This window comes from Tsuneonella amylolytica (assembly GCF_003626915.1).
GTDB classification, from domain to species: domain Bacteria; phylum Pseudomonadota; class Alphaproteobacteria; order Sphingomonadales; family Sphingomonadaceae; genus Tsuneonella; species Tsuneonella amylolytica.
Genome location: NZ_CP032570.1, coordinates 885,044 through 902,871, shown reverse-complemented (window position 1 = coordinate 902,871; position 17,828 = coordinate 885,044). Strand labels below are relative to the sequence as shown.

General features: G+C 68.2%; 16 protein-coding genes. 6 read left to right on the top strand and 10 right to left on the bottom strand.

The features are described from left to right. Positions 1–120 precede the first annotated feature (120 nt). Complete coding sequence (gene aroC, locus D4766_RS04575; protein ID WP_120716378.1) at positions 121–1,191, bottom strand: chorismate synthase; 1,071 nt, start codon at positions 1,189–1,191, stop codon at positions 121–123. Between the two features lie 373 nt (positions 1,192–1,564). Between aroC and ruvA the strand changes: the two genes are divergently transcribed. The 3 genes from ruvA to D4766_RS13725 all read left to right on the top strand — a co-directional run bounded on the left by ruvA (position 1,565) and on the right by D4766_RS13725 (position 4,595). After that, positions 1,565–2,161, top strand: a complete 597-nt coding sequence (gene ruvA, locus D4766_RS04570) for a Holliday junction branch migration protein RuvA (protein ID WP_120716377.1) — start codon at positions 1,565–1,567, stop codon at positions 2,159–2,161. Beyond that, on the top strand, positions 2,158–3,189 hold the full coding sequence (ruvB, locus tag D4766_RS04565; RefSeq protein WP_120716376.1) for a Holliday junction branch migration DNA helicase RuvB: 1,032 nt from the start codon (positions 2,158–2,160) through the stop codon (positions 3,187–3,189). Before ruvA ends, ruvB begins: the two co-directional genes overlap by 4 nt. A gap of 248 nt (positions 3,190–3,437) precedes the next feature. Further along, complete coding sequence (locus tag D4766_RS13725; RefSeq protein WP_162935651.1) at positions 3,438–4,595, top strand: hypothetical protein; 1,158 nt, start codon at positions 3,438–3,440, stop codon at positions 4,593–4,595. 77 nt (positions 4,596–4,672) lie between these two features. On the opposite strand, the gene D4766_RS04545 is transcribed toward D4766_RS13725, so the two are convergent. From D4766_RS04545 to D4766_RS04535, 3 genes are all read right to left on the bottom strand, one after another. Further along, positions 4,673–5,119: a rhodanese-like domain-containing protein gene (locus D4766_RS04545; protein WP_120716372.1), complete on the bottom strand. Its 447-nt coding sequence runs from the start codon at positions 5,117–5,119 to the stop codon at positions 4,673–4,675. Then, the gene (gene acnA, locus D4766_RS04540; RefSeq protein WP_120716371.1) at positions 5,116–7,788 is read right to left on the bottom strand and encodes an aconitate hydratase AcnA; all 2,673 of its coding nucleotides are present in this window, start codon (positions 7,786–7,788) and stop codon (positions 5,116–5,118) included. The genes D4766_RS04545 and acnA overlap by 4 nt, the downstream gene beginning before the upstream one ends. 123 nt (positions 7,789–7,911) lie before the next feature. Next, positions 7,912–8,808, bottom strand: coding sequence for a DMT family transporter (locus D4766_RS04535; protein WP_120716370.1), 897 nt, complete (start codon positions 8,806–8,808; stop codon positions 7,912–7,914). Between the two features lie 140 nt (positions 8,809–8,948). Here D4766_RS04535 and D4766_RS04530 point away from each other — a divergent pair, with 140 nt between their 5' ends. After that, positions 8,949–10,379 carry a L,D-transpeptidase family protein gene (locus D4766_RS04530; protein ID WP_407701502.1) on the top strand — a complete coding sequence of 477 codons (1,431 nt, stop codon included), beginning with the start codon at positions 8,949–8,951 and terminating at the stop codon, positions 10,377–10,379. Positions 10,380–10,436: 57 nt separating this feature from the next. Here D4766_RS04530 and D4766_RS04525 read toward each other — a convergent pair whose 3' ends face one another. Genes D4766_RS04525 through ispG form a run of 4 tightly spaced genes read right to left on the bottom strand, consistent with a single transcriptional unit; the run spans position 10,437 to position 13,584 of the window. Further along, complete coding sequence (locus tag D4766_RS04525; protein WP_120716368.1) at positions 10,437–11,177, bottom strand: murein L,D-transpeptidase catalytic domain-containing protein; 741 nt, start codon at positions 11,175–11,177, stop codon at positions 10,437–10,439. Positions 11,178–11,201: 24 nt separating this feature from the next. Continuing rightward, positions 11,202–11,714, bottom strand: a complete 513-nt coding sequence (locus D4766_RS04520) for a thioredoxin family protein (protein ID WP_234024892.1) — start codon at positions 11,712–11,714, stop codon at positions 11,202–11,204. Continuing rightward, positions 11,714–12,442 carry a hypothetical protein gene (locus tag D4766_RS04515; protein WP_120716367.1) on the bottom strand — a complete coding sequence of 243 codons (729 nt, stop codon included), beginning with the start codon at positions 12,440–12,442 and terminating at the stop codon, positions 11,714–11,716. The genes D4766_RS04520 and D4766_RS04515 overlap by 1 nt, the downstream gene beginning before the upstream one ends. Then, positions 12,439–13,584 (bottom strand): flavodoxin-dependent (E)-4-hydroxy-3-methylbut-2-enyl-diphosphate synthase, encoded by a 1,146-nt coding sequence (gene ispG / locus D4766_RS04510; protein ID WP_120716366.1) that lies wholly within the window; start codon positions 13,582–13,584, stop codon positions 12,439–12,441. Before ispG ends, D4766_RS04515 begins: the two co-directional genes overlap by 4 nt. A 70-nt stretch (positions 13,585–13,654) precedes the next feature. On the opposite strand from ispG, the gene D4766_RS04505 reads away from it, so the two are divergent. After that, positions 13,655–14,677 carry a CorA family divalent cation transporter gene (locus D4766_RS04505; protein WP_120716365.1) on the top strand — a complete coding sequence of 341 codons (1,023 nt, stop codon included), beginning with the start codon at positions 13,655–13,657 and terminating at the stop codon, positions 14,675–14,677. 7 nt (positions 14,678–14,684) lie between these two features. Here D4766_RS04505 and D4766_RS04500 read toward each other — a convergent pair whose 3' ends face one another. Together D4766_RS04500 and D4766_RS04495 are read right to left on the bottom strand one after the other, a co-directional pair. Then, the gene (locus tag D4766_RS04500; protein ID WP_120716364.1) at positions 14,685–16,499 is read right to left on the bottom strand and encodes a DUF885 domain-containing protein; all 1,815 of its coding nucleotides are present in this window, start codon (positions 16,497–16,499) and stop codon (positions 14,685–14,687) included. Positions 16,500–16,608: 109 nt separating this feature from the next. Further along, the gene (locus tag D4766_RS04495) at positions 16,609–17,145 is read right to left on the bottom strand and encodes a GNAT family N-acetyltransferase (protein ID WP_234024891.1); all 537 of its coding nucleotides are present in this window, start codon (positions 17,143–17,145) and stop codon (positions 16,609–16,611) included. 135 nt (positions 17,146–17,280) lie between these two features. Here D4766_RS04495 and D4766_RS04490 point away from each other — a divergent pair, with 135 nt between their 5' ends. Continuing rightward, positions 17,281–17,820, top strand: a complete 540-nt coding sequence (locus D4766_RS04490) for a phosphatase PAP2 family protein (protein ID WP_120716363.1) — start codon at positions 17,281–17,283, stop codon at positions 17,818–17,820. The last annotated feature ends 8 nt before the right edge of the window (positions 17,821–17,828 follow it).

Here is a 17,828-nt window from a genome sequence, read left to right as displayed (position 1 = left end):
GAGGCGAGATAGGCATTGCTGCGCCGCACAAAAGCGGGTTTGTGCGATTGCTAACATCGAAATTATCAATCAGCGGTGCGAAACTTTTTGAAAGTTCGGATTTCCCGCTTCTGCTTACAGTCAGCGCCCCGTCTGGGCACGGTGGAGCAGCTTGTGATCGGCGAGCGCCAGCGCCATCATCGCCACGACCACCGGCGTGCCGCGAATGCCGACGCAGGGGTCGTGGCGGCCCTTCGTGCGAATTTCCGCGGCATTGCCGTCGCGGTCGATCGTATCGACCGGGGTCAGAATCGAACTGGTCGGTTTGAACGCCACGCGGCAGACGACCGGCTGGCCGGTGCTGATCCCGCCCGCGATTCCGCCGGCATGGTTGGCCGCGAACTGCGGACCGTTCTCGCCGGGGCGCATCGCGTCGGCGTTCTGCTCGCCGGTGAGGCGCGCCGCGGCGAACCCGTCGCCGATCTCGACCGCCTTGACCGCGTTGATGCCCATCATCGCGCCTGCGAGGTCGGCGTCGAGCTTGGCATAGATCGGTGCGCCCCATCCGGCGGGAACGCCATGCGCGGTGCATTCGACCACCGCACCGAGGCTGGAGCCAGCCTTTCGCGCATCGTCCACCAACGCGGCCCATCGCTGTGCGGCAGCCGCGTCGGGGCACCAGAACGGGTTGTTGCCGATTTCGGACGGGTCGAAGTTCGCCCGGTCGATCGCATCGCCGCCGATCTCGACGACGTAGGCCTCGATCGTCACCTCCGGGATCACGAGCCGCGCCACCGCGCCCGCCGCGACCCGCGCCGCCGTCTCGCGGGCGGAGGAGCGCCCGCCGCCGCGATAGTCGCGAAAGCCGTACTTTGCGTCGTAGGCGTAGTCGGCGTGGCCGGGTCGGTAGGCCTTTGCGACCTCCGAATAGTCCTTCGAACGCTGGTCGACGTTCTCGATCATGAGACTGATCGGGGTGCCCGTGGTCTTGCCTTCGAACACGCCCGACAGCACGCGCACCGCGTCGGGTTCCTGCCGCTGAGTCGTGAACCGGTTCTGGCCCGGACGCCGCGCGTCGAGCCAGGGCTGGATATCGGCTTCCGAAAGGTCCAGACCCGGCGGACACCCGTCGACCACCGCGCCCAGTGCCCGACCGTGACTTTCGCCCCAGGTCGTCATGCGCAAGACGCGTCCGAAGGTGTTCCAGCTCATGGTGCGCCTGTTTAGCCGCGCGGACGCGCGTGTCGAGCCGAGTGCGCGCAGGGGCTTCTTGGGGCCGGAATGATTTTCCTACCTGCACCCCTTTCAGCTATTGCAGGTGCATGGCCGCCGGATCTCCCTTTTCCCACTCGAACGCCCTCGCCCGAAGCGACGGGATGGGCGTGCAAAGCGACGCCGCGGGCCCGCAAGGCGCCACCTTCCGGTTCAAGGCGACACCAACTGCTCTGGACACTGTGACAGGTGTGACATGCCGCCGGCGAACGGGCTCGCGGACGATCGCAAAGCGGCCCTTCCCAAGCGCGGCCGGCTGGGGCAGGAACAAAACGCGCTCAAGTAGCGAAGGCGGTAGCGCGGAAAGAGACTCATGATTGCCAAGCTCAAGGGCCTGCTCGACGAAACTGGTAGCGACTGGGCGGTGATCGACGTCGCGGGCGTGGGCTATCTCGTCCACTGTTCGTCCAAGACGCTCGCCGCGCTGGGCGAGACGGGCGAGGCGTGCACGGTGTTCACCGACCTGCAGGTGAGCGAGAATGACATGCGCCTGCTCGGCTTTGCCGCCGCGGGGGAACGCGACTGGTTCCGCCTGCTCACCCAGGTGCAGGGGGTGGGCAGCAAGGTGGCGCTGGCGATCCTCTCGGCGCTCAGCATCGAAGAACTCCAGCGCGCCTGCGCCGCCCAGGACGCCGCCAGCGTCGCCCGCGCGAACGGCGTCGGGCCGAAGCTGGCGAGCCGGATCGTGAATGAACTGAAGGACAAGGCGGGAGCGTTGCCTTCTGGTGGCGGGGCGGCAATACCGCTGCCGAAGGGCGGGGCAAGCGCCGATGCCGCCAGCGCGCTCCAGAACCTCGGCTTCAAACCCCCCGTCGCCGCCGCCGCGGTCGCCCGCGCGATCGACGAACTGGGCGAAGGCGCGGCCGAGAGCGACCTCATCCGCGTGGCACTGAAGAGGGCGGCCGGGTGAGCGGCGACCCGATCCTTTCCCCCCAGCGCCAGCCGGAGGACCCGGACGCGGCGCTGCGTCCGAAATCGCTCGGCGAATTTGTCGGGCAGGAGGCAGCGCGGGAGAACCTGCGGGTGTTCGTCGATGCCGCGAAGGCGCGGGGCGAGGCGATGGACCACGTCCTGTTCTTCGGGCCGCCCGGCCTCGGCAAGACCACGCTGGCGCAGATCGTCGCGAAGGAACTCGGCGTGGGTTTCCGCGCCACCAGCGGCCCGGTGATCGCGAAAGCGGGTGATCTGGCTGCGCTGCTCACTAACCTCGAAGCGAACGACGTCCTCTTCATCGACGAGATCCACCGGCTCAATCCCGTGGTCGAGGAAGTCCTCTATCCGGCGATGGAGGACCGCGCGCTCGACCTCATTATCGGCGAAGGACCCTCGGCGCGCAGCGTGCGGATCGACCTGCCGGCGTTCACGCTGATCGGCGCGACAACGCGGCAGGGGCTGTTGACGACGCCCTTGCGCGACCGGTTCGGCATCCCGGTCCGGCTCAGCTTCTACACGGTCGAGGAACTGGAGCGCGTGGTGACCCGCGGGGCGGGGCTCCTGGGCCTTCCGCTCGGACCCGGCGGGGCGCGCGAGATCGCCCGCCGCAGCCGTGGCACCCCGCGCGTGGCGGGCCGGTTGCTGCGCCGCGTGCGCGACTTCGCCCATGTCGCGGGCGACGGGGCGGTGACCGCCGCGATCGCCGATGCCGCGCTGACCCGGCTCGAGATCGACCGGCTCGGCCTCGACGCGATGGACCGGCGCTATCTCCGCATGATCGCCGACCCGTACAAGGGCGGGCCGGTGGGGGTGGAAACGCTCGCCGCCGGCCTCAGCGAACCGCGCGACACGATCGAGGAAGTTATCGAGCCCTACCTCATCCAGCTCGGCCTCGTCGCGCGCACAGCGCGGGGGCGCTGCCTCAACGACGCGGGCTGGGCGCATATCGGTCTCCCGCCGCCGTCGGGATCGCAGGTCGGGCTGTTCGATCCGGGCGGGGAGTGATTCGCCGGCTAACCCCGCCCTAACCTTTCGGCAGGGCGCGAGGGTTAAGCGGGGTTAGCCAAGCGGTGCCGGAATGGGACAGACCGGCTCCGATGGGGTCAGAGGGCTCGGAAAAACGACCATCGCCGCCAATCATCGTAGTTAATTCAATTGTCCATAAGCACTGTCTGCCGTTTCCTGATGCGACAGGGGCCTATCCAGCCGGAGCCGCCGGCGGGACACCCCAAGAGGAAACGAGAGAACAGCCCATGTCGGTCAAGATGGCCCTTGCGAAACTGTCCGCCACTGCAGCCGGCACCGCCCTGCTCGCGGGCGGTGCGCTGCACGTCGCCGAGACGCAGGCGGCCAACACCACCTCGGTCAAGCAGACCAAGCAGGTGCGGTCGGTGAAGAGCCAGCCCGTCCGCACGGTGGCCAAGCGCCACGTCGCGAAGCGGCACGTGCCCAAGACCGTCCAGCGCAAGCGGCGGATCGTGCGGCGCGAGGTCGAATGCGTGCCTGCAGGCTCCGCCCCGCTGGGCTCCTACGGCGCGTCGAGCGGCGGCTATGTCGCGGGACCGGCGTACGGTGGCGGGCACGGCGGGGGCGCCGGCCATGGCGGCTCGGGCGCATACGGAACGATGGGCGGCTACGGCGCGAACGGCGCTGGTGGCGCGTATGGAGCGGGCAGCGGCTACGCCTATGGCGGCGGCGGTTACGGTTACGGCTACGGGGCCGGGTGCGGCGTGGCCTATCAGGTCGCCCTCGCACCCGTTCCGCTTCCGGCGGCGGTTCCGGTGTCAGGCGGCGGCGGCGGCGTGACCGTCGTCGGCGGCAGCGGAGGTTTCGGCGGCGGCTTCGGCGGAGGGTTCTTCGGCGGCTTCGTGGGTGGCGGCGGATCGAGCGGCAGCGTCGTGGTCAGTTCGACCACGACGACCAGCGGTAGCCAGGGTCAGGGCCAAGACCAAGGGCAGGGAACGACGGTCAATATCGTCAACAACAACAACAACGACAATTCGGCGAATAATTCGGCCAACAACAGCGCCAACAATTCCGCAAACAACAGCGCGAACAATTCGGCCAACAACAGCGCAAACAATTCCAACGCCAATACCAACAACAACAATCAGTCCCAGTCGCAGCAGCAGGAACAGTCGGGCAGCGTTTCGACCAGCACATCGACATCGGGCAACATCACCAGCAGCACCTCGACCTCGTCGTCGACGAGCAGCAGCACGTCCTCTAGCACGAGTTCGTCCACTTCGTCGTCGACCTCGACCTCGACCAGCGGATCGTCGAGCACCAGCAGCTCGACCTCGGGCACCAGCGGTCACCCGGTGCCCGCGCCGCCGATGACGATCCTGTTCGGCGCGGCCGCTGCGGCGGTTCTGGTGCGCCGCAAGAAAAAGGCCAAGCCGGCGGACTGAACCTCGAAGCAGGACGCCAAGCGAAAGGGGCGGCCCCCGCGAGGGAGCCGCCCCTTTTTCGCAGGCTTTGGCAGCTGTCAGCGCCCCGGCGTGACCGGCTGGCCCGCTTTCTCCCATGCGAGGATGCCGCCTCCCAGATGAGTGGCGCTGCCCCCGGCGGCGACGAGCCGTTCGGCGGCTTCCAGCGAGCGACGGCCCGAACGGCAATAGAGCACCGTCCGCTTGCCCGCCTCGCGCGGCACCGCGCTTGGATCAAAGGTATCGAGCGGCCGGTTTACCGCGCCGGCGATATGGCCGTCCGCGAATTCTTCCGGCGTGCGGACATCGACCAACACTGCCTCGCCCCGCGTCACCAGACCGGCGAGCTCGCCCGCATCGATCGTGGCGATGCCCGGCGCGGCCCGGCTCGTGCCGGCTTCCGCGGAGTTCCCGACGCCCGGAGCGGCATCCGGCTGCGCCCCGCAGGCGGCGGCGGCAAGGCCGAGCCCGGCCGCCAGCGCGATGCGGAGCGCGCCCGCGCTCATGCCGCCAGCTTGCGCAGCACGTACTGCAGGATGCCGCCGTTGAAGTAGTACTCCAGCTCGTTGGCGGTATCGATCCGGCACTTGCCGGTGAAGGTGGACTTCGTGCCGTCGGCCTTCGTCACCTCGACCTCCATGTCCTGACCCGGCTTGATGTCGGCAAGGCCGTGGATGGTGAAGCTGTCGTCGCTGCCGAGGCCGAGCGTCTCGCGCGTCTCGCCGTCCTTGAACTGCAGCGGCAGCACGCCCATCCCGACGAGGTTCGAGCGGTGGATGCGCTCGAAGCTCTCGACGATCACCGCCCGCACGCCGAGCAGGTTGGTGCCCTTGGCCGCCCAGTCGCGGCTGGAGCCCGTGCCGTATTCCTTGCCGGCGATCACGACCAGCGGGGTTCCGTCGGCCTTGTGCTTCATCGCGGCGTCGTAGATCGGCATCGTCTCGCCGCCATAGGTGGTCATGCCGCCTTCGACGCCGGGGACCATCTCGTTCCTGATGCGGATATTGGCGAACGTCCCGCGCATCATGACTTCGTGGTTCCCGCGGCGGCTGCCGTAGGAATTGAAGTCGGCCTTGGCGACCTGATGTTCCTGCAGGTAGGTGCCGGCCGGGCTGTCGGCCTTGATCGCACCGGCCGGGCTGATGTGGTCGGTCGTGACCGAATCGCCCAGGATCGCCAGCGGCTTGGCATCGACGATGTCGGTGACCGGCGCCGGGGTCATCTCCATGCCCTCGAAATAGGGCGGGTTGGCGACGTAGGTGCTGCCCGCACGCCACGAATAGGTGTCCGAGCCGGTGACGTCGATCGCCTGCCAGTGCTTGTCGCCCTTGTAGACGTCGGCATACCGCGCTTCGAACATCGAGCGGTCGATCGCGCCGCTGCGGACCGAAGCGACCTCGTCGTTGGTCGGCCACAGGTCCTTCAGGAAGACATCGGCGCCGTCCTTGTCCTGGCCGATGGGGGTTTCGACCATGTCCTCGGTCACGGTGCCCTTCAGCGCGTAGGCGACGACCAGCGGCGGGCTGGCGAGGAAGTTCGCGCGCACGTCGGGGGACACGCGGCCTTCGAAGTTGCGATTGCCCGACAGGACGCTGGCGGCGACGATATCGTTACCGTTGATGGCCTTGGAAATCGGCTCGGCCAGCGGGCCGGAGTTGCCGATGCAGGTCGTGCAGCCGTACCCGACGAGGTCGAAGCCGATGGCGTCGAGATGGTCCTGCAGGCCCGCCTTCTCGAGGTAGTCGGTGACCACCTGCGATCCGGGTGCGAGGCTGGTCTTGACCCACGGCTTGGGCTTCATGCCGCGCTCGTTCGCCTTCTTGGCGACGAGACCGGCGGCGATCAGCACGTCGGGGTTGCTGGTGTTGGTGCAGCTGGTGATCGCGGCGATCACCACGTCGCCGTCGCCGATGTCGTGGCCCTTGCCGTCCACATCGACGCGCGCGGGCGCGTCCTTCTTGTAGACCTCTTTCAGCTGTCCGTTGAACAGGTCGTCCACCTCGGGGAGCACGACCTTGTCCTGCGGGCGCTTGGGCCCGGCGAGGCTGGGGACGACGGTCGACAGGTCGAGTTCCAGCGTGTCGGTGAATACCGGCTCGCTCGCCGGGTCGATCCACAGACCCTGTTCCTTGGCGTAGGCCTCCACCAGCGCGATCTGGTCTTCCGCGCGTCCGGTGAGCTTGAGGTATTCGAGCGTCTTGTCGTCGATGCCGAAGAAGCCGCAGGTCGCGCCGTATTCGGGCGCCATGTTGGCCAGCGTCGCGCGGTCGGCGAGGCTGAGTGCGGCAAGCCCGTCGCCGAAGTATTCGACGAAGCGGCCGACGACGCCGCGGGCGCGCAGCATCTGGGTGGCAGTGAGCACGAGGTCGGTCGCGGTGACGCCTTCGGCGAGCTTGCCGGTCATCTTGAAGCCCACGACTTCGGGGATCAGCATCGAGACCGGCTGGCCGAGCATGGCCGCCTCCGCCTCGATCCCCCCGACGCCCCAGCCCAGAACGCCGAGGCCGTTGACCATCGTCGTGTGGCTGTCGGTGCCGACGCACGTATCGGGATAGGCGACCGCGGTGCTGCTGTCGTCGACGCCCGTCCACACGCACTGGGCGATGTGTTCGAGGTTCACCTGATGGCAGATGCCGGTGCCCGGCGGCACCGCGCTGAAGTTGTCGAGGCTCTTGGAGCCCCACTTGAGGAAGTCGTAGCGTTCGGCGTTGCGCGCGTATTCCAGGTCGACGTTCTTCTCGAACGCCTTGGGGTGGCCGAACTCGTCGACCATGACCGAGTGGTCGATGACGAGATGGACGGGGACCAGCGGGTTGATCTTGGCGGTGTCGCCGCCGAGCTTCGCGATGGCGTCGCGCATGGCGGCAAGATCGACCACGCAGGGCACGCCGGTGAAATCCTGCAGCAGCACACGGGCCGGGCGGTACTGGATCTCGATTCCGGTTTTGGGATCGTTCTGCCAGTTGGCGATGGCCCGGATGTGGTCGGTCGAAACGGTGAAGCCGTCGTCCTCGAAGCGAAGCAGGTTCTCCAGCAGCACCTTCATGCTGAACGGCAGGCGCGAAACGTCGCCGATGGTCTCGGCAGCCTTTTTGAGCGAGTAGTAGGCGTAGTCCTTGCCCCCCACCGTCATCGTGCTGCGGGTTCCGAGCGTGTCCTTGCCGACCTGGGTCATGCCTGCCTGTTTCCTTGGGGTTCGTGAGCGGGAATTTGCTCGCGCTCCTGCTCGCCGGGGCGCGTCAGGTCAAGGGCGGGGCGGGCGAGGATTGCTTGGGCTACCCCTAGCCGGGTCTGGCGCTCAGGCGATGGTCTGTTCGGGCGGGGGCGGGGCGCCGCGGGTCGCGATCCAGCATCCTGCCACGATCAGCACCGCGCCCGCGACCGTCGCGCCGGTCACCGCCTCCCCGAAATGAAGCCAGCCGAACAGCGCCGCCCAGACGAAGCCCGAGTATTCGACGGGGGCCAGTCGTTGGGTTTCGGCACGGGCATAGGCCCATGCGAACAGCATCGCGCCCGCGACCGAGAGCGCCGCCGAAATCCCGATGTCGCGCCATGTCGCCGCGGTCTCCGGCAATTCGAGGAACCACGGGGCGAAGGCGGCATAGGCGAGGAGGCAGACGAGGTTCTGGAACAGGGCGACCTCCAGCGGCCCGGCCACCTGCGCCTGCTTGCGCGCGAGGACGAGATTGACCGCGTAGAACACCGCGCTCGCCAGCACCGCCGCGATGCCGAGGCCCGCGCCCGGGGTCAGCATCTCGCGCACGAGCTTGCCGCCCACGATCACCAGCACCCCCGCGAACCCGAGCAAGGAGCCGGCGATGGCCCCGCGTCCGATCCGCTCGCCCAGCAGCAGCCCGGCAAGGAACAGTGCTATGAGCGGCGCGACGAAGCTGATCGCGATCGCTTGCGCCAGCGGGAGGACGGTGAGCGAATAGAAGAACAGGAAACCCATCACCGCGATGGTCAGCCCGCGCGCCACGTGCAGCCGCAGCACCGCCGGCGATGGCCACCGCCCGCCCCGCGCCGCCCATACCGGGGCGACGAGCGCAAGACTGATCGGCGCGCGGACGAGAACGGTGCTGAACGCTCCAATCGCCAGCGCCGCGCCCTTCATCCACGCGTCCATCCAGCTCAGCAGGCCGATGGCCAGGATCGCCGCGAAGACGGGCAGGTGCGGGTGATCGGCGCGCGGCATGGGCGGCTCGGTTCGTGGCATTCGGGCCACCGGTCAAGGCGGATTCAGCCGAGCTTCAGCCGCACCCGTTGAAGGGCGGGGGGTGTCGGCGCTATGATCGCGCCGACCGGACGATTGAAATTACCGAAGGGGTCGATGTGGTGAAGACGGGTTACAGGCGCGCGTTGCTGGCTGGCGGGTTGATGGGCGCCGCGGCGCTGACGGCGATCCCCGGCATGGCATTTGCCGCGCCGCAGAGCTTGCTGCCGGCCGAATCGAAGCCGACCCCGAAACCGGCCACGGCCCCGCCACACGCGCAGGACAATGTCGCCGCCTCGATCGACGCGATGGCCAAGCGCGCCGAGGCGACCCCGATGGTCCAGCCGATCGCGCCCGCGGTGCAGGTGTGGTCGCTGGCCGATGCCAAGGCGCTGGCCGGCGTCATCGCCTCCATCGGCGCGGAAGGCCTCGATCCCAAGGACTACAAGCCGGCGGAACTCGACGCCGCCATCGCCGCGGGGCCGGGCGACGCGCTGAATCAGGCCGCCAGCCGCAGCTTCGCCTGGCTGGTCGAGGACATGCGCGACGGGCGCACCCCGATGGACGACCGCAAGCAGTGGTTCGTCGTCGACCCCGATCCCGACCGCTACCGCACCGGCGACATCATGGCCGAGGCGCTGGCTAGGCATTCGGTCGCCGCCAGCCTCATGGCGCTCGCCCCCGATCACCCCGACTACGCGGTGCTGAAGGCCGAACTCGCCAAAACGACGTCGCCCGCCACCCGCAAGCTCATCCGTGCCAACATGGACCGCTGGCGCTGGCTGGCGAAGGACCTCGGCCGCCAGTACCTCATCACCAACGTGCCGGAGTATCAGCTCCGCCTGACGGTGAACGACAAGATCATCAGCACCTACAAGACCATCGTCGGCAAGCCGGGCCGCACCGCGACCCCGCAGCTGGCCGAAGAGGTCGAGGGCGTGGTCTTCAATCCGACCTGGACCGTGCCGCAGTCGATCGTGAAGGGCGAAGGCCTGGGTGCGAAAGTCCTGGGCAACCCCGGTTGGGCCAAGGCCGCCGGCTACAAGGGCTGGAAGGACAAGGACAGCGGCTTCGTCACCGTCGTGCAGCAGCCGGGCGCGAACAACTCGCTCGGCCTGATGAAGCTCGACATGCCCAATCCGCACGCGATCTTCCTCCACGACACGCCGAGCCGCGGCCTTTTCAATGCAGAGGCTCGCGCCCTCAGCCACGGCTGCGTCCGCGTGGAGCGCGCGCAGGAACTGGCGATCACGATGGCGATCCTCGGCAACCTCGCCGACACGCCCGAAACCCGGAAAGCCGCCGCCGACGAGGCGGTCGCGATCAGCACCAGCGGCAAGTACACCCGCGTGCCGATCCAGAAATCGATGCCGGTCTACATCACGTATTTCACGATGGGCCGCGACATCGACGGCAAGCTGCGCCAGTTCAACGACATCTACGGCCGCGACGCGCCGGTCCTCGCCAGCTTCGACAAGCCCCGCCAGGCCGACCGCGCCCGCAAGACGAGCGAAGAAGCGGTCGAGATCGTGGACGATCTGCAGACGACGTAAGGGGGATAGCCGGCGTCTCTCCGGTTTCGGCCGGAGGACGCCGGACCGTATTGCCGGCTAGTAGACGCCCGGGTTCGGGGCGGGCTGCGGCTGGCCTTCGGGTAGCAGTAGCCGCAAGTCCTTCGGCGTTTCGCTCACCGTTTCGCCGTCCGCGCCGATGCCCAGCTTCTCGGCATAGATCAGGCGGCCGCCCGCCATGCGCAGCAGCGCGAGTTTGAAATCCGCGTCGCTCATCGCGAAGCAGCCGTTGGAGCGGCCCAGCCGGCCCCAGCGGGCGAGGTGCTCGGGCTCGCAGTAGTCGGCCCGGTGCATCACGATCGCCCGGTCGAGCGCGTTCGAGTTGGTCGGATCAAGCCCCTCCAGCCGGATCGAGGTGCCGTAGCGCCCGGTGTACCAGCCGAACGTCATGTAGGCGCCCTTGCTGGTGCACCACGATTCGGGGACGTTGGAGAACCAGTTGAGCCACCCGTCGTGCTCGGGATCCGAACCCTGCCCATGCGCCACGCGGTAGCTGTCGACGGTGCCGGTTTCGAAATTGCAGAAGTGATACCGCGGCTCGCTCGAACGCAGACCGAAATCGAGCACGCCGACCATGTCGCGTTCCCACAAGGGGGCGGTGTGCTTTTGCAACTGCTCGTGCGCGATGGCGAACAGCCGCCGGTCGCGCTTGCCGAGCGGGTTGGGCATCGCCGGGACCGGGCCGGGGCGGCCGACGTGGCCGGGGACCTGCGCATGGCCCGGCGCGGCCAGCGCGGCGCCGGCGGCCAGGGTGCCCTTGAGGATGTCGCGCCGCTTCATGGCTTCACCTTAGCACGCCCGCCCCTATCCGGCGCGTGAACGCGGCGCGTAGGACGCGATTTCGCGGTAGATCGCATCCTCACTGCGGCTGGCGGCGTTGCCCCAGGTCGTGGCGGTTCGTGCGTTGAGCACCTGACCTTGCGGCGAGACCACCACGAGCGCGGGAGTGGACTTCATCCGGTCGATCCCGAACCGTCGCGCGATATTCTGGTTGCGCGCTTCGCCGGTCTGCGGGCTGCCGACGTCGACGAACACGAGCTCGAACCCGTCGGCGACCAGCTGGCGGAATCGCGGCGTCTCGAGCCAGCCGGCGAGCGCGGTGCTGTCGTGGCACCAGTTCGCGCCGAGGACCAGCAGCAGGGGCTTGCCCGATACGGTCGACCGCTCGCGCGCGGCGGCGACCTGCGCCCCGGCATCGGCGGCGGGATCGAACAACTTCGCGTCGGGCCGCGCCGTCGCTGGTGCGGTACCGGCCGTCGCGCAGCCGGCGATCGGCAGCGCCGATAGCGCGAGCAGCAGGGGTACGGCGATGCGCATCAGGCTGCCGCCGATGCGGGATCGCCTGCGTCGCGGCGCAGCGGTTCGTAGCCGTGGTGGAACGCCGTCCCGGCGAGAGCGGCCATCGTGCCTACGAGTATCGAATCCCAGATCATCAGCCCCCACACGATGACCGCCGACTCGCCAATCGCGAGCGTATGATTGAACTGGTGGAGCGGCTGCAGGCCAAGCATCACTCCGAAGAACAGGATGCCGATCATGATCGCCCGCGACCATCCGGAGCGATAGGCCCGGGCCAGCGTCGCCTCGCGGTCGCCGAACAGGCCGCCGAACATCAGCACGAACAACGGCAGGGTCGCGACCGTAAGAACGACGGTGACGATCTGGAATGCGACGCCGTCGAACGTGCCTTCCAGCGGAAGGAGGGCCACGGTGACCAGCACATTGAGCGCCAGGCCGATCAGGAACGGGCGCCAGGCAATGGTCCTAGGGTCCCACCAGCGCTTGCCGACCGCCCAGAACCGGGCCGCGGCGAACATCGCCAGCACCAGCCCTGCGATCTTGAAATAGCCGTAGCTCCAGCGCGCGGGGTCGTTAGCCAGTTCGCGAAAAGCCTCCTTGCTCGCGAACATGCCGAGGTTCACCTCGGCGACGTGCTGCGCGAATTCCGGGACTGCGGAGATCAGCGGGATGAGCGGCGCGAGCCACCACAGGCGCACGCCGTCGCGTAGGGTTTCCCAGATGCGGCGAAAGAACGCGCCGATCATTCGGCGGCTACGGCCACTTCGTCCGCGTCGCCGGCATCGCTCATGCCGGCCTCGATCTCGGCGGCCTTCGCCTCGACCAGGCCGACGATGTGGTCGAGCATGTCGGCGGACTGCACGTGGTGGTCGGTCACGCCCGACAGGTACACCATGTGCTTGCCAGCGCCGCCGCCGGTGAGGCCGATGTCGGTTTCGCGCGCCTCGCCGGGGCCGTTGACTACGCAGCCGAGGACCGAGAGGCTCATCGGCGTCTTGATGTGTTCGAGCCGCTTCTCCAGCGCCTCGACCGTGCGGATCACGTCGAAGCCCTGCCTACTGCAACTGGGGCACGACACGATGCGGACCCCGCGGGTGCGCAGGCCGAGCGCCTTCAGGATCTCGAAGCCGACCTTGACCTCCTGCTCGGGCTCGGCGCTCAGCGAGACGCGGATCGTGTCACCGATGCCCGCCCACAGCAGATTGCCGATGCCGATCGAGGATTTCACCGTGCCGCCGATCAGGCCGCCTGCCTCGGTGATGCCGAGGTGCAGCGGGCAGTCGACCGTCTCGGCCAGCTGCATGTAGGCCGCGACCGCGAGGAACACGTCGCTCGCCTTCACCGCCACCTTGAACTCGTGGAAATCGTGGTCCTGCAGAAGCTTGATATGATCGAGCGCGCTTTCGACCAGAGCCTCGGGGCATGGCTCGCCGTATTTTTCCAGCAAATCCTTTTCCAGGCTGCCGGCGTTGACGCCGATGCGGATGGCGCAGCCGTTGGCCTTGGCGGCGCGGACGACCTCGGCCACCCGCTCGCTCGAGCCGATGTTTCCGGGGTTGATGCGCAGGCACGCAGCGCCCTTGTCGGCCGCCTCGAGCGCGCGCTTATAGTGGAAATGGATGTCGGCGACGATCGGCACTTTCGCGGCGCGGGTGATCTCGTCGAAGCGCGCGGTGCTCTCTGCGGTGGGGCAGCTCACGCGAATGATGTCCGCCCCGGCATCCTCGCAGCGGCGGATCTGATCGATCGTCGCGCCGACGTCTTCCGTCGGGGTGTTGGTCATCGTCTGCACGCTGATCGGCGCGTCGCCGCCGACTGGAACGGAGCCGACCATGATCTGGCGGGACTGGCGGCGGGCGATGTCGCGCCACGGGCGTATCGAGGACATGACCTGCGATATAGTCCGTGCGCGATGAAGGGGCAATGACAGCGCCCGCGCGATACGGCAAAGGGCGGCGATGACCATCACGCGCGACCCCACCGACGACGTTTCCGCAGGCGGGCCGCTGCTGTTCGGGCGCGTGCTCGACGGGCGCGGCGGCGGGCGGCCGATCGGCTGGGAACAGGCGCAGGGCTGGCAGCCGGCCCACCCGGGCGAGGTGCTGTGGCTTCACGTGTGCCGCACCGCCGACGGCGTGCAGGAATGGCTCGAGAGCGAGTTCGGAATTCCCGAATCGACCGCCGAGCTGCTGACCGGCGAGGCGACCCGCCCGCGCGCCTTTCGCGACGGCGAGAACCTCGTGGCGACGCTGCGGGGCATCAACTTCAATCCCGGGGCCGAGCCCGAGGACATGGTCTCGATGCAATTGTGGAGCGACGGCGCGCGGCTCGTCACCCTGCGCCGCCTGCCGCTGCAGACCCCGCGCGATACCCTGAGGGAAATCGACGCGGGCAAGGGTCCGGTCGATGCGGGCGCGCTCGTGACGCAGCTGACCGAACACCTCGTCGAACGCATGAATGCCGCGATCGTCGACATGAACGACGAGATCAATCGCATGGAAGATCTCGATTTCGAACGGGAAGACAGCGAACCGCTGCTCGCCGAGATCGCTGTCATTCGCCGTAACTGTCTCGCGCTGCAGCGTCACATGGGGCCGCAGCACGTCGCACTGGAAGCCATCAGCCGCGATGCGCCCGGCTGGTTCGAAGGACACGACCGGCGGGAGATCGGCGAAACCATCGCGCTCCTGCGCCGATTTCTCGACGACATCGACGTCAGCAAGGAAAGCGCAGTCGTGCTGATGGACGAATTGCGCAGTCGCTCGCTGGCGCTGGCGGAAAAGACCAACCGCCGCCTCACCCTGGTCGCGACCGTCTTTCTGCCGCTGTCCTTCCTGGTCGGTTTATTTGGAATCAACGTCGGCGGTATGCCATGGGCCGATATTGCCGGCCATCCGTTCGGCTTCTGGTTCGTGAGCGGCCTGTGTCTCGGCATCGGTCTGCTGACACTGTTGCTGTTTCGCCGCTGGAGATGGCTCTAACCCACCCTTACCGCGCGCGCTGCGCGGGGATGAACTCCTCGCGCACCGCCCTGGCGATCAGTTCGAGCGGGATGATCCCCTGGCTCAGCAGGAAGTCGTTGAACGCCTTCTGGTCGAACCTGTCGCCCAGCGCGATCTCGGTTTCCATCCTCAGGTCGATGAGCTTGCGATAGCCGTAGTAGTACGCCCCCGCCTGCCCGGGGCTGCGGAAGGTGTAGCGGTCGAGTTCCTGCTTGGTCATCGGCGCGGAGAACCCGGCCTCCTGGCGCAGTATGCGCTCGCCCTCGGCGCGGTCGATGAGACCCAGGTTGAGCATCGGATCGAGAAACGCGCGCGCGGCCCGCAGCATTTGGAACTGCAGCGCGATCATTTGCCCTTCGGGCGGCTCCAGCGGCAGCATCTCGGCCTCGGCATAAAGAGCCCAGCCTTCCACGTTCACGCTGTTGAAGGCGTAGAGCAGCCTCGCCAGGCTGACGCCCTGTTCGACCAGTGCGGCGAACTGCAGCTCGTGCCCGGGCCGCGCCTCGTGCGCGCTCAGCGTCCAGGCGGCGGCGGGGTGGTTGAAGTCGTCGTAAGCGGCCGCATCCGCGCCCGCGCTGGGGTCGCCGGTCGTCAGCACGAACGTGCCGCGCTCGCCGGTGTTGCCGACGAGCCGCGGGGGCAGCATGTGCGGCGCCGGCTGGGCAGCCGATTCGGCCGGGCTGGCGAGCCGCATCTGCAATTCGTAATCGGGGATGTCGACCACGCCGGCGGCGCGCGCCTTGTCTTCCAGCTGGCGGTTGATGTCGCGGTAGAACGCCTCAATTTTGTCGTTTGGGATCGTCTGCTTCTTGAGTTCGGCGATCACCGCGACATAGTCGGTCGTGGGCGCCATGCCGAGCTTCGCCGCCACCTCGGGCGCGAGCGCCTTCATCTGCGAGCGGATCTCGTAGAAGCCGCGCCGCGCCTGGCTCGCCGCGTCGAGCGGGGCCATGTCGATGCCGACGTATTCGAGATTGAGGGCATAGAGTTCGGGCGGCAGCTTCGCCTCGGTGCGCGCGACCGGCAAGACGGTGGTGGTGGTCCACCTGCCGTAATCGGCGAACTGCCGGTCCATCGCGGCCAGTGCCCTGGCGGCGGCGGGGCCCTCGATGTCGTACTTCGCGAACAGGTCGCGGATGCCCCGGGCGAAAGTCGGGTACTTGGCGACCGCCTCGCTCACCTCGGTGCGGAACGGGCCGATCCGGCCGTCGCCGACGCTTTCGGCAAAGCGCGCCTTCGCCAGGTCGGTAAGCGGCGTGGTGCCGGGATATGTGCCGGTGTAGCGCTGCAGCAGTTCGAGCGCCTTGCCGCGCCGCGCGGGCGCGGTCTGATCGTCGAGCAGCGACTGGATGCCGCCGTAGATGCTTTGCGGCGTATTGTACCAGTCGATCGTCAGCTTCTGGCCCAGCCGCACCCCGCGCAGGTCGCGGTCGAGCGAGCCGATCAGGATTTCCAGGTCCTGCTTCACGTTGGGATCGCTCTCGCTCGCCAGTGCGGCGCGCAGCTCGGCGAGTTTCGCCTCGATCGCGGCGGCGTAGCGGTCGTTGATCCCGGGCCCGAGGTCGCGGACGAGGCCGTCGTACTGCTCGTACCCGCTTGACGAGGCACCTTCGGGGAAGAACCGGGCCTGCAGGTCGATCACCTGCTGGGTGTAGGCGTTGCTGCGCGCGACCCAGGCGGGCTGGGCGGGGGCGCCTGCGGATGCGGTAGCGGTGGAGTCCTGTGCGGCATCTCTGGCAGCGAGGGGCGCGAAGGCGAGCGGCGCGGCGGCGAGCAACAGTGCGGCGATGGTCTTGTGCATCGGTTTCCTCCCGGGAATGTGCGGGCGATGTGCGCCGTTTCACGCCATGCGGCAAGCGCATGCGGTCCGCCCCGGTCGCCCGGCATCGGCCGCTCGTCGAAACGCGCGCTCAGGCTGCGGTAAGCGGCAATTCCAGCAGGAATTCGTCGTCGCGGTGGTCGCCGACCCAGAAGTCGATGTCGGCGACCTTGGCGAAGCCATAGCGGGCGTAGAACCGCTGCGCGCCGTAGTTTTCGGCCCACACCGACAGCTGCACCGCGTCGCAGCCGCGATGGCGCGCTTCGGCAAGGCAGTCCTCGATCAGCGCCGCGCCGGTGCCGCGCCCGGTTTCGGAGCCGAGGCAGTAGAGCTGGCTGAGAAAGGCGGGATGCTCGGGGCGGGGCTCGGGCCGTTCGTCGAACCCCTTGCCGAACACGGTCGTACAATAGGCGACGATCGCCCCGTCCGCACCGGTCGCCACGGTCACCCGCGTATCGGGAGCGGCGATGTTCGCCGCGATCCGTTCGGGCGAGCGCCAGTTGTCGAGAAACGCCGCAAGGTCGCTTTCGGAATAGAGGTGCGCGAAGGCGTCGATGAAGGTCTGCCGGCCGACGCCGACAAGTTCGGTTACATCGTCGGGAGTCGCGGGGCGCAGGAGAATGCTCACCCGGCGCCTCTATTCGCTGTCGTCGCGGCAGGGAAGACGGCGCGTATTCCCCATTCGGTCCCCGCACGGGCATCGCCGTCTCTCGTCCAGCCGCATTTCGATTTCCAGCGCCGGCGACATATCCTAGAAAGCGGCATGCGCACCGCCATCCTCGCCGCCTCTGCCGCCGCCATTGTCGCCGCCTCTCCCGCAGCCGCTTCCACCAAGGACTGGGACGTCGCGAGCGACGTCGGCGCCGCGGCGCTCGGCATATGGTCGGTCGGTGTTCCGGCGGTGAGCGGCGACGGCCGCGGCGCGCTCCAGGCCGGCATGTCCGTGGGCGCGTCATATGCGGTCACGACCGGCCTCAAGGAGATTTTCCCCGAGACCCGGCCCGACGGCAGCGACAACCGCAGCTTCCCTTCGGGCCATACCGCTGCCTCGTTCGCCGCGGCGGCCTCCATCTACGAGCGGCGCGGGGCGGGCGAGGGAATACCGGCCTTCGCGATCGCGACATTCGTCGGTGTCGCCCGGGTCAAGGCCGACAAGCATTACTGGCACGATGTCGCCGCGGGCGCGGCCATCGGGACGGCGGCGGGCCTGCTCCTCACCCGTCCGCTCGCCGACCGGCGCATGGCGGTCGTGCCGTGGGTCGCCTCCGGGGGCGGCGGCGCGACGGTCGACTTCGCGTTCTGAGCGCGATA

What these genes read in the sequence shown, in the direction of transcription:
- acnA (WP_120716371.1), bottom strand. Translation starts at nt 7,788, where the DNA reads ATGACCCAGGTCGGCAAGGACACGCTCGGAACCCGCAGCACGATGACG.
- ruvA (WP_120716377.1), top strand. Translation starts at nt 1,565, where the DNA reads ATGATTGCCAAGCTCAAGGGCCTGCTCGACGAAACTGGTAGCGACTGG.
- D4766_RS04490 (WP_120716363.1), top strand. Translation starts at nt 17,281, where the DNA reads ATGCGCACCGCCATCCTCGCCGCCTCTGCCGCCGCCATTGTCGCCGCC.
- D4766_RS04520 (WP_234024892.1), bottom strand. Translation starts at nt 11,714, where the DNA reads ATGCGCATCGCCGTACCCCTGCTGCTCGCGCTATCGGCGCTGCCGATC.
- D4766_RS13725 (WP_162935651.1), top strand. Translation starts at nt 3,438, where the DNA reads ATGTCGGTCAAGATGGCCCTTGCGAAACTGTCCGCCACTGCAGCCGGC.
- D4766_RS04505 (WP_120716365.1), top strand. Translation starts at nt 13,655, where the DNA reads ATGACCATCACGCGCGACCCCACCGACGACGTTTCCGCAGGCGGGCCG.
- aroC (WP_120716378.1), bottom strand. Translation starts at nt 1,191, where the DNA reads ATGAGCTGGAACACCTTCGGACGCGTCTTGCGCATGACGACCTGGGGC.
- D4766_RS04535 (WP_120716370.1), bottom strand. Translation starts at nt 8,808, where the DNA reads ATGCCGCGCGCCGATCACCCGCACCTGCCCGTCTTCGCGGCGATCCTG.
- D4766_RS04545 (WP_120716372.1), bottom strand. Translation starts at nt 5,119, where the DNA reads ATGAGCGCGGGCGCGCTCCGCATCGCGCTGGCGGCCGGGCTCGGCCTT.
- D4766_RS04515 (WP_120716367.1), bottom strand. Translation starts at nt 12,442, where the DNA reads ATGATCGGCGCGTTCTTTCGCCGCATCTGGGAAACCCTACGCGACGGC.
- D4766_RS04525 (WP_120716368.1), bottom strand. Translation starts at nt 11,177, where the DNA reads ATGAAGCGGCGCGACATCCTCAAGGGCACCCTGGCCGCCGGCGCCGCG.
- ispG (WP_120716366.1), bottom strand. Translation starts at nt 13,584, where the DNA reads ATGTCCTCGATACGCCCGTGGCGCGACATCGCCCGCCGCCAGTCCCGC.
- D4766_RS04500 (WP_120716364.1), bottom strand. Translation starts at nt 16,499, where the DNA reads ATGCACAAGACCATCGCCGCACTGTTGCTCGCCGCCGCGCCGCTCGCC.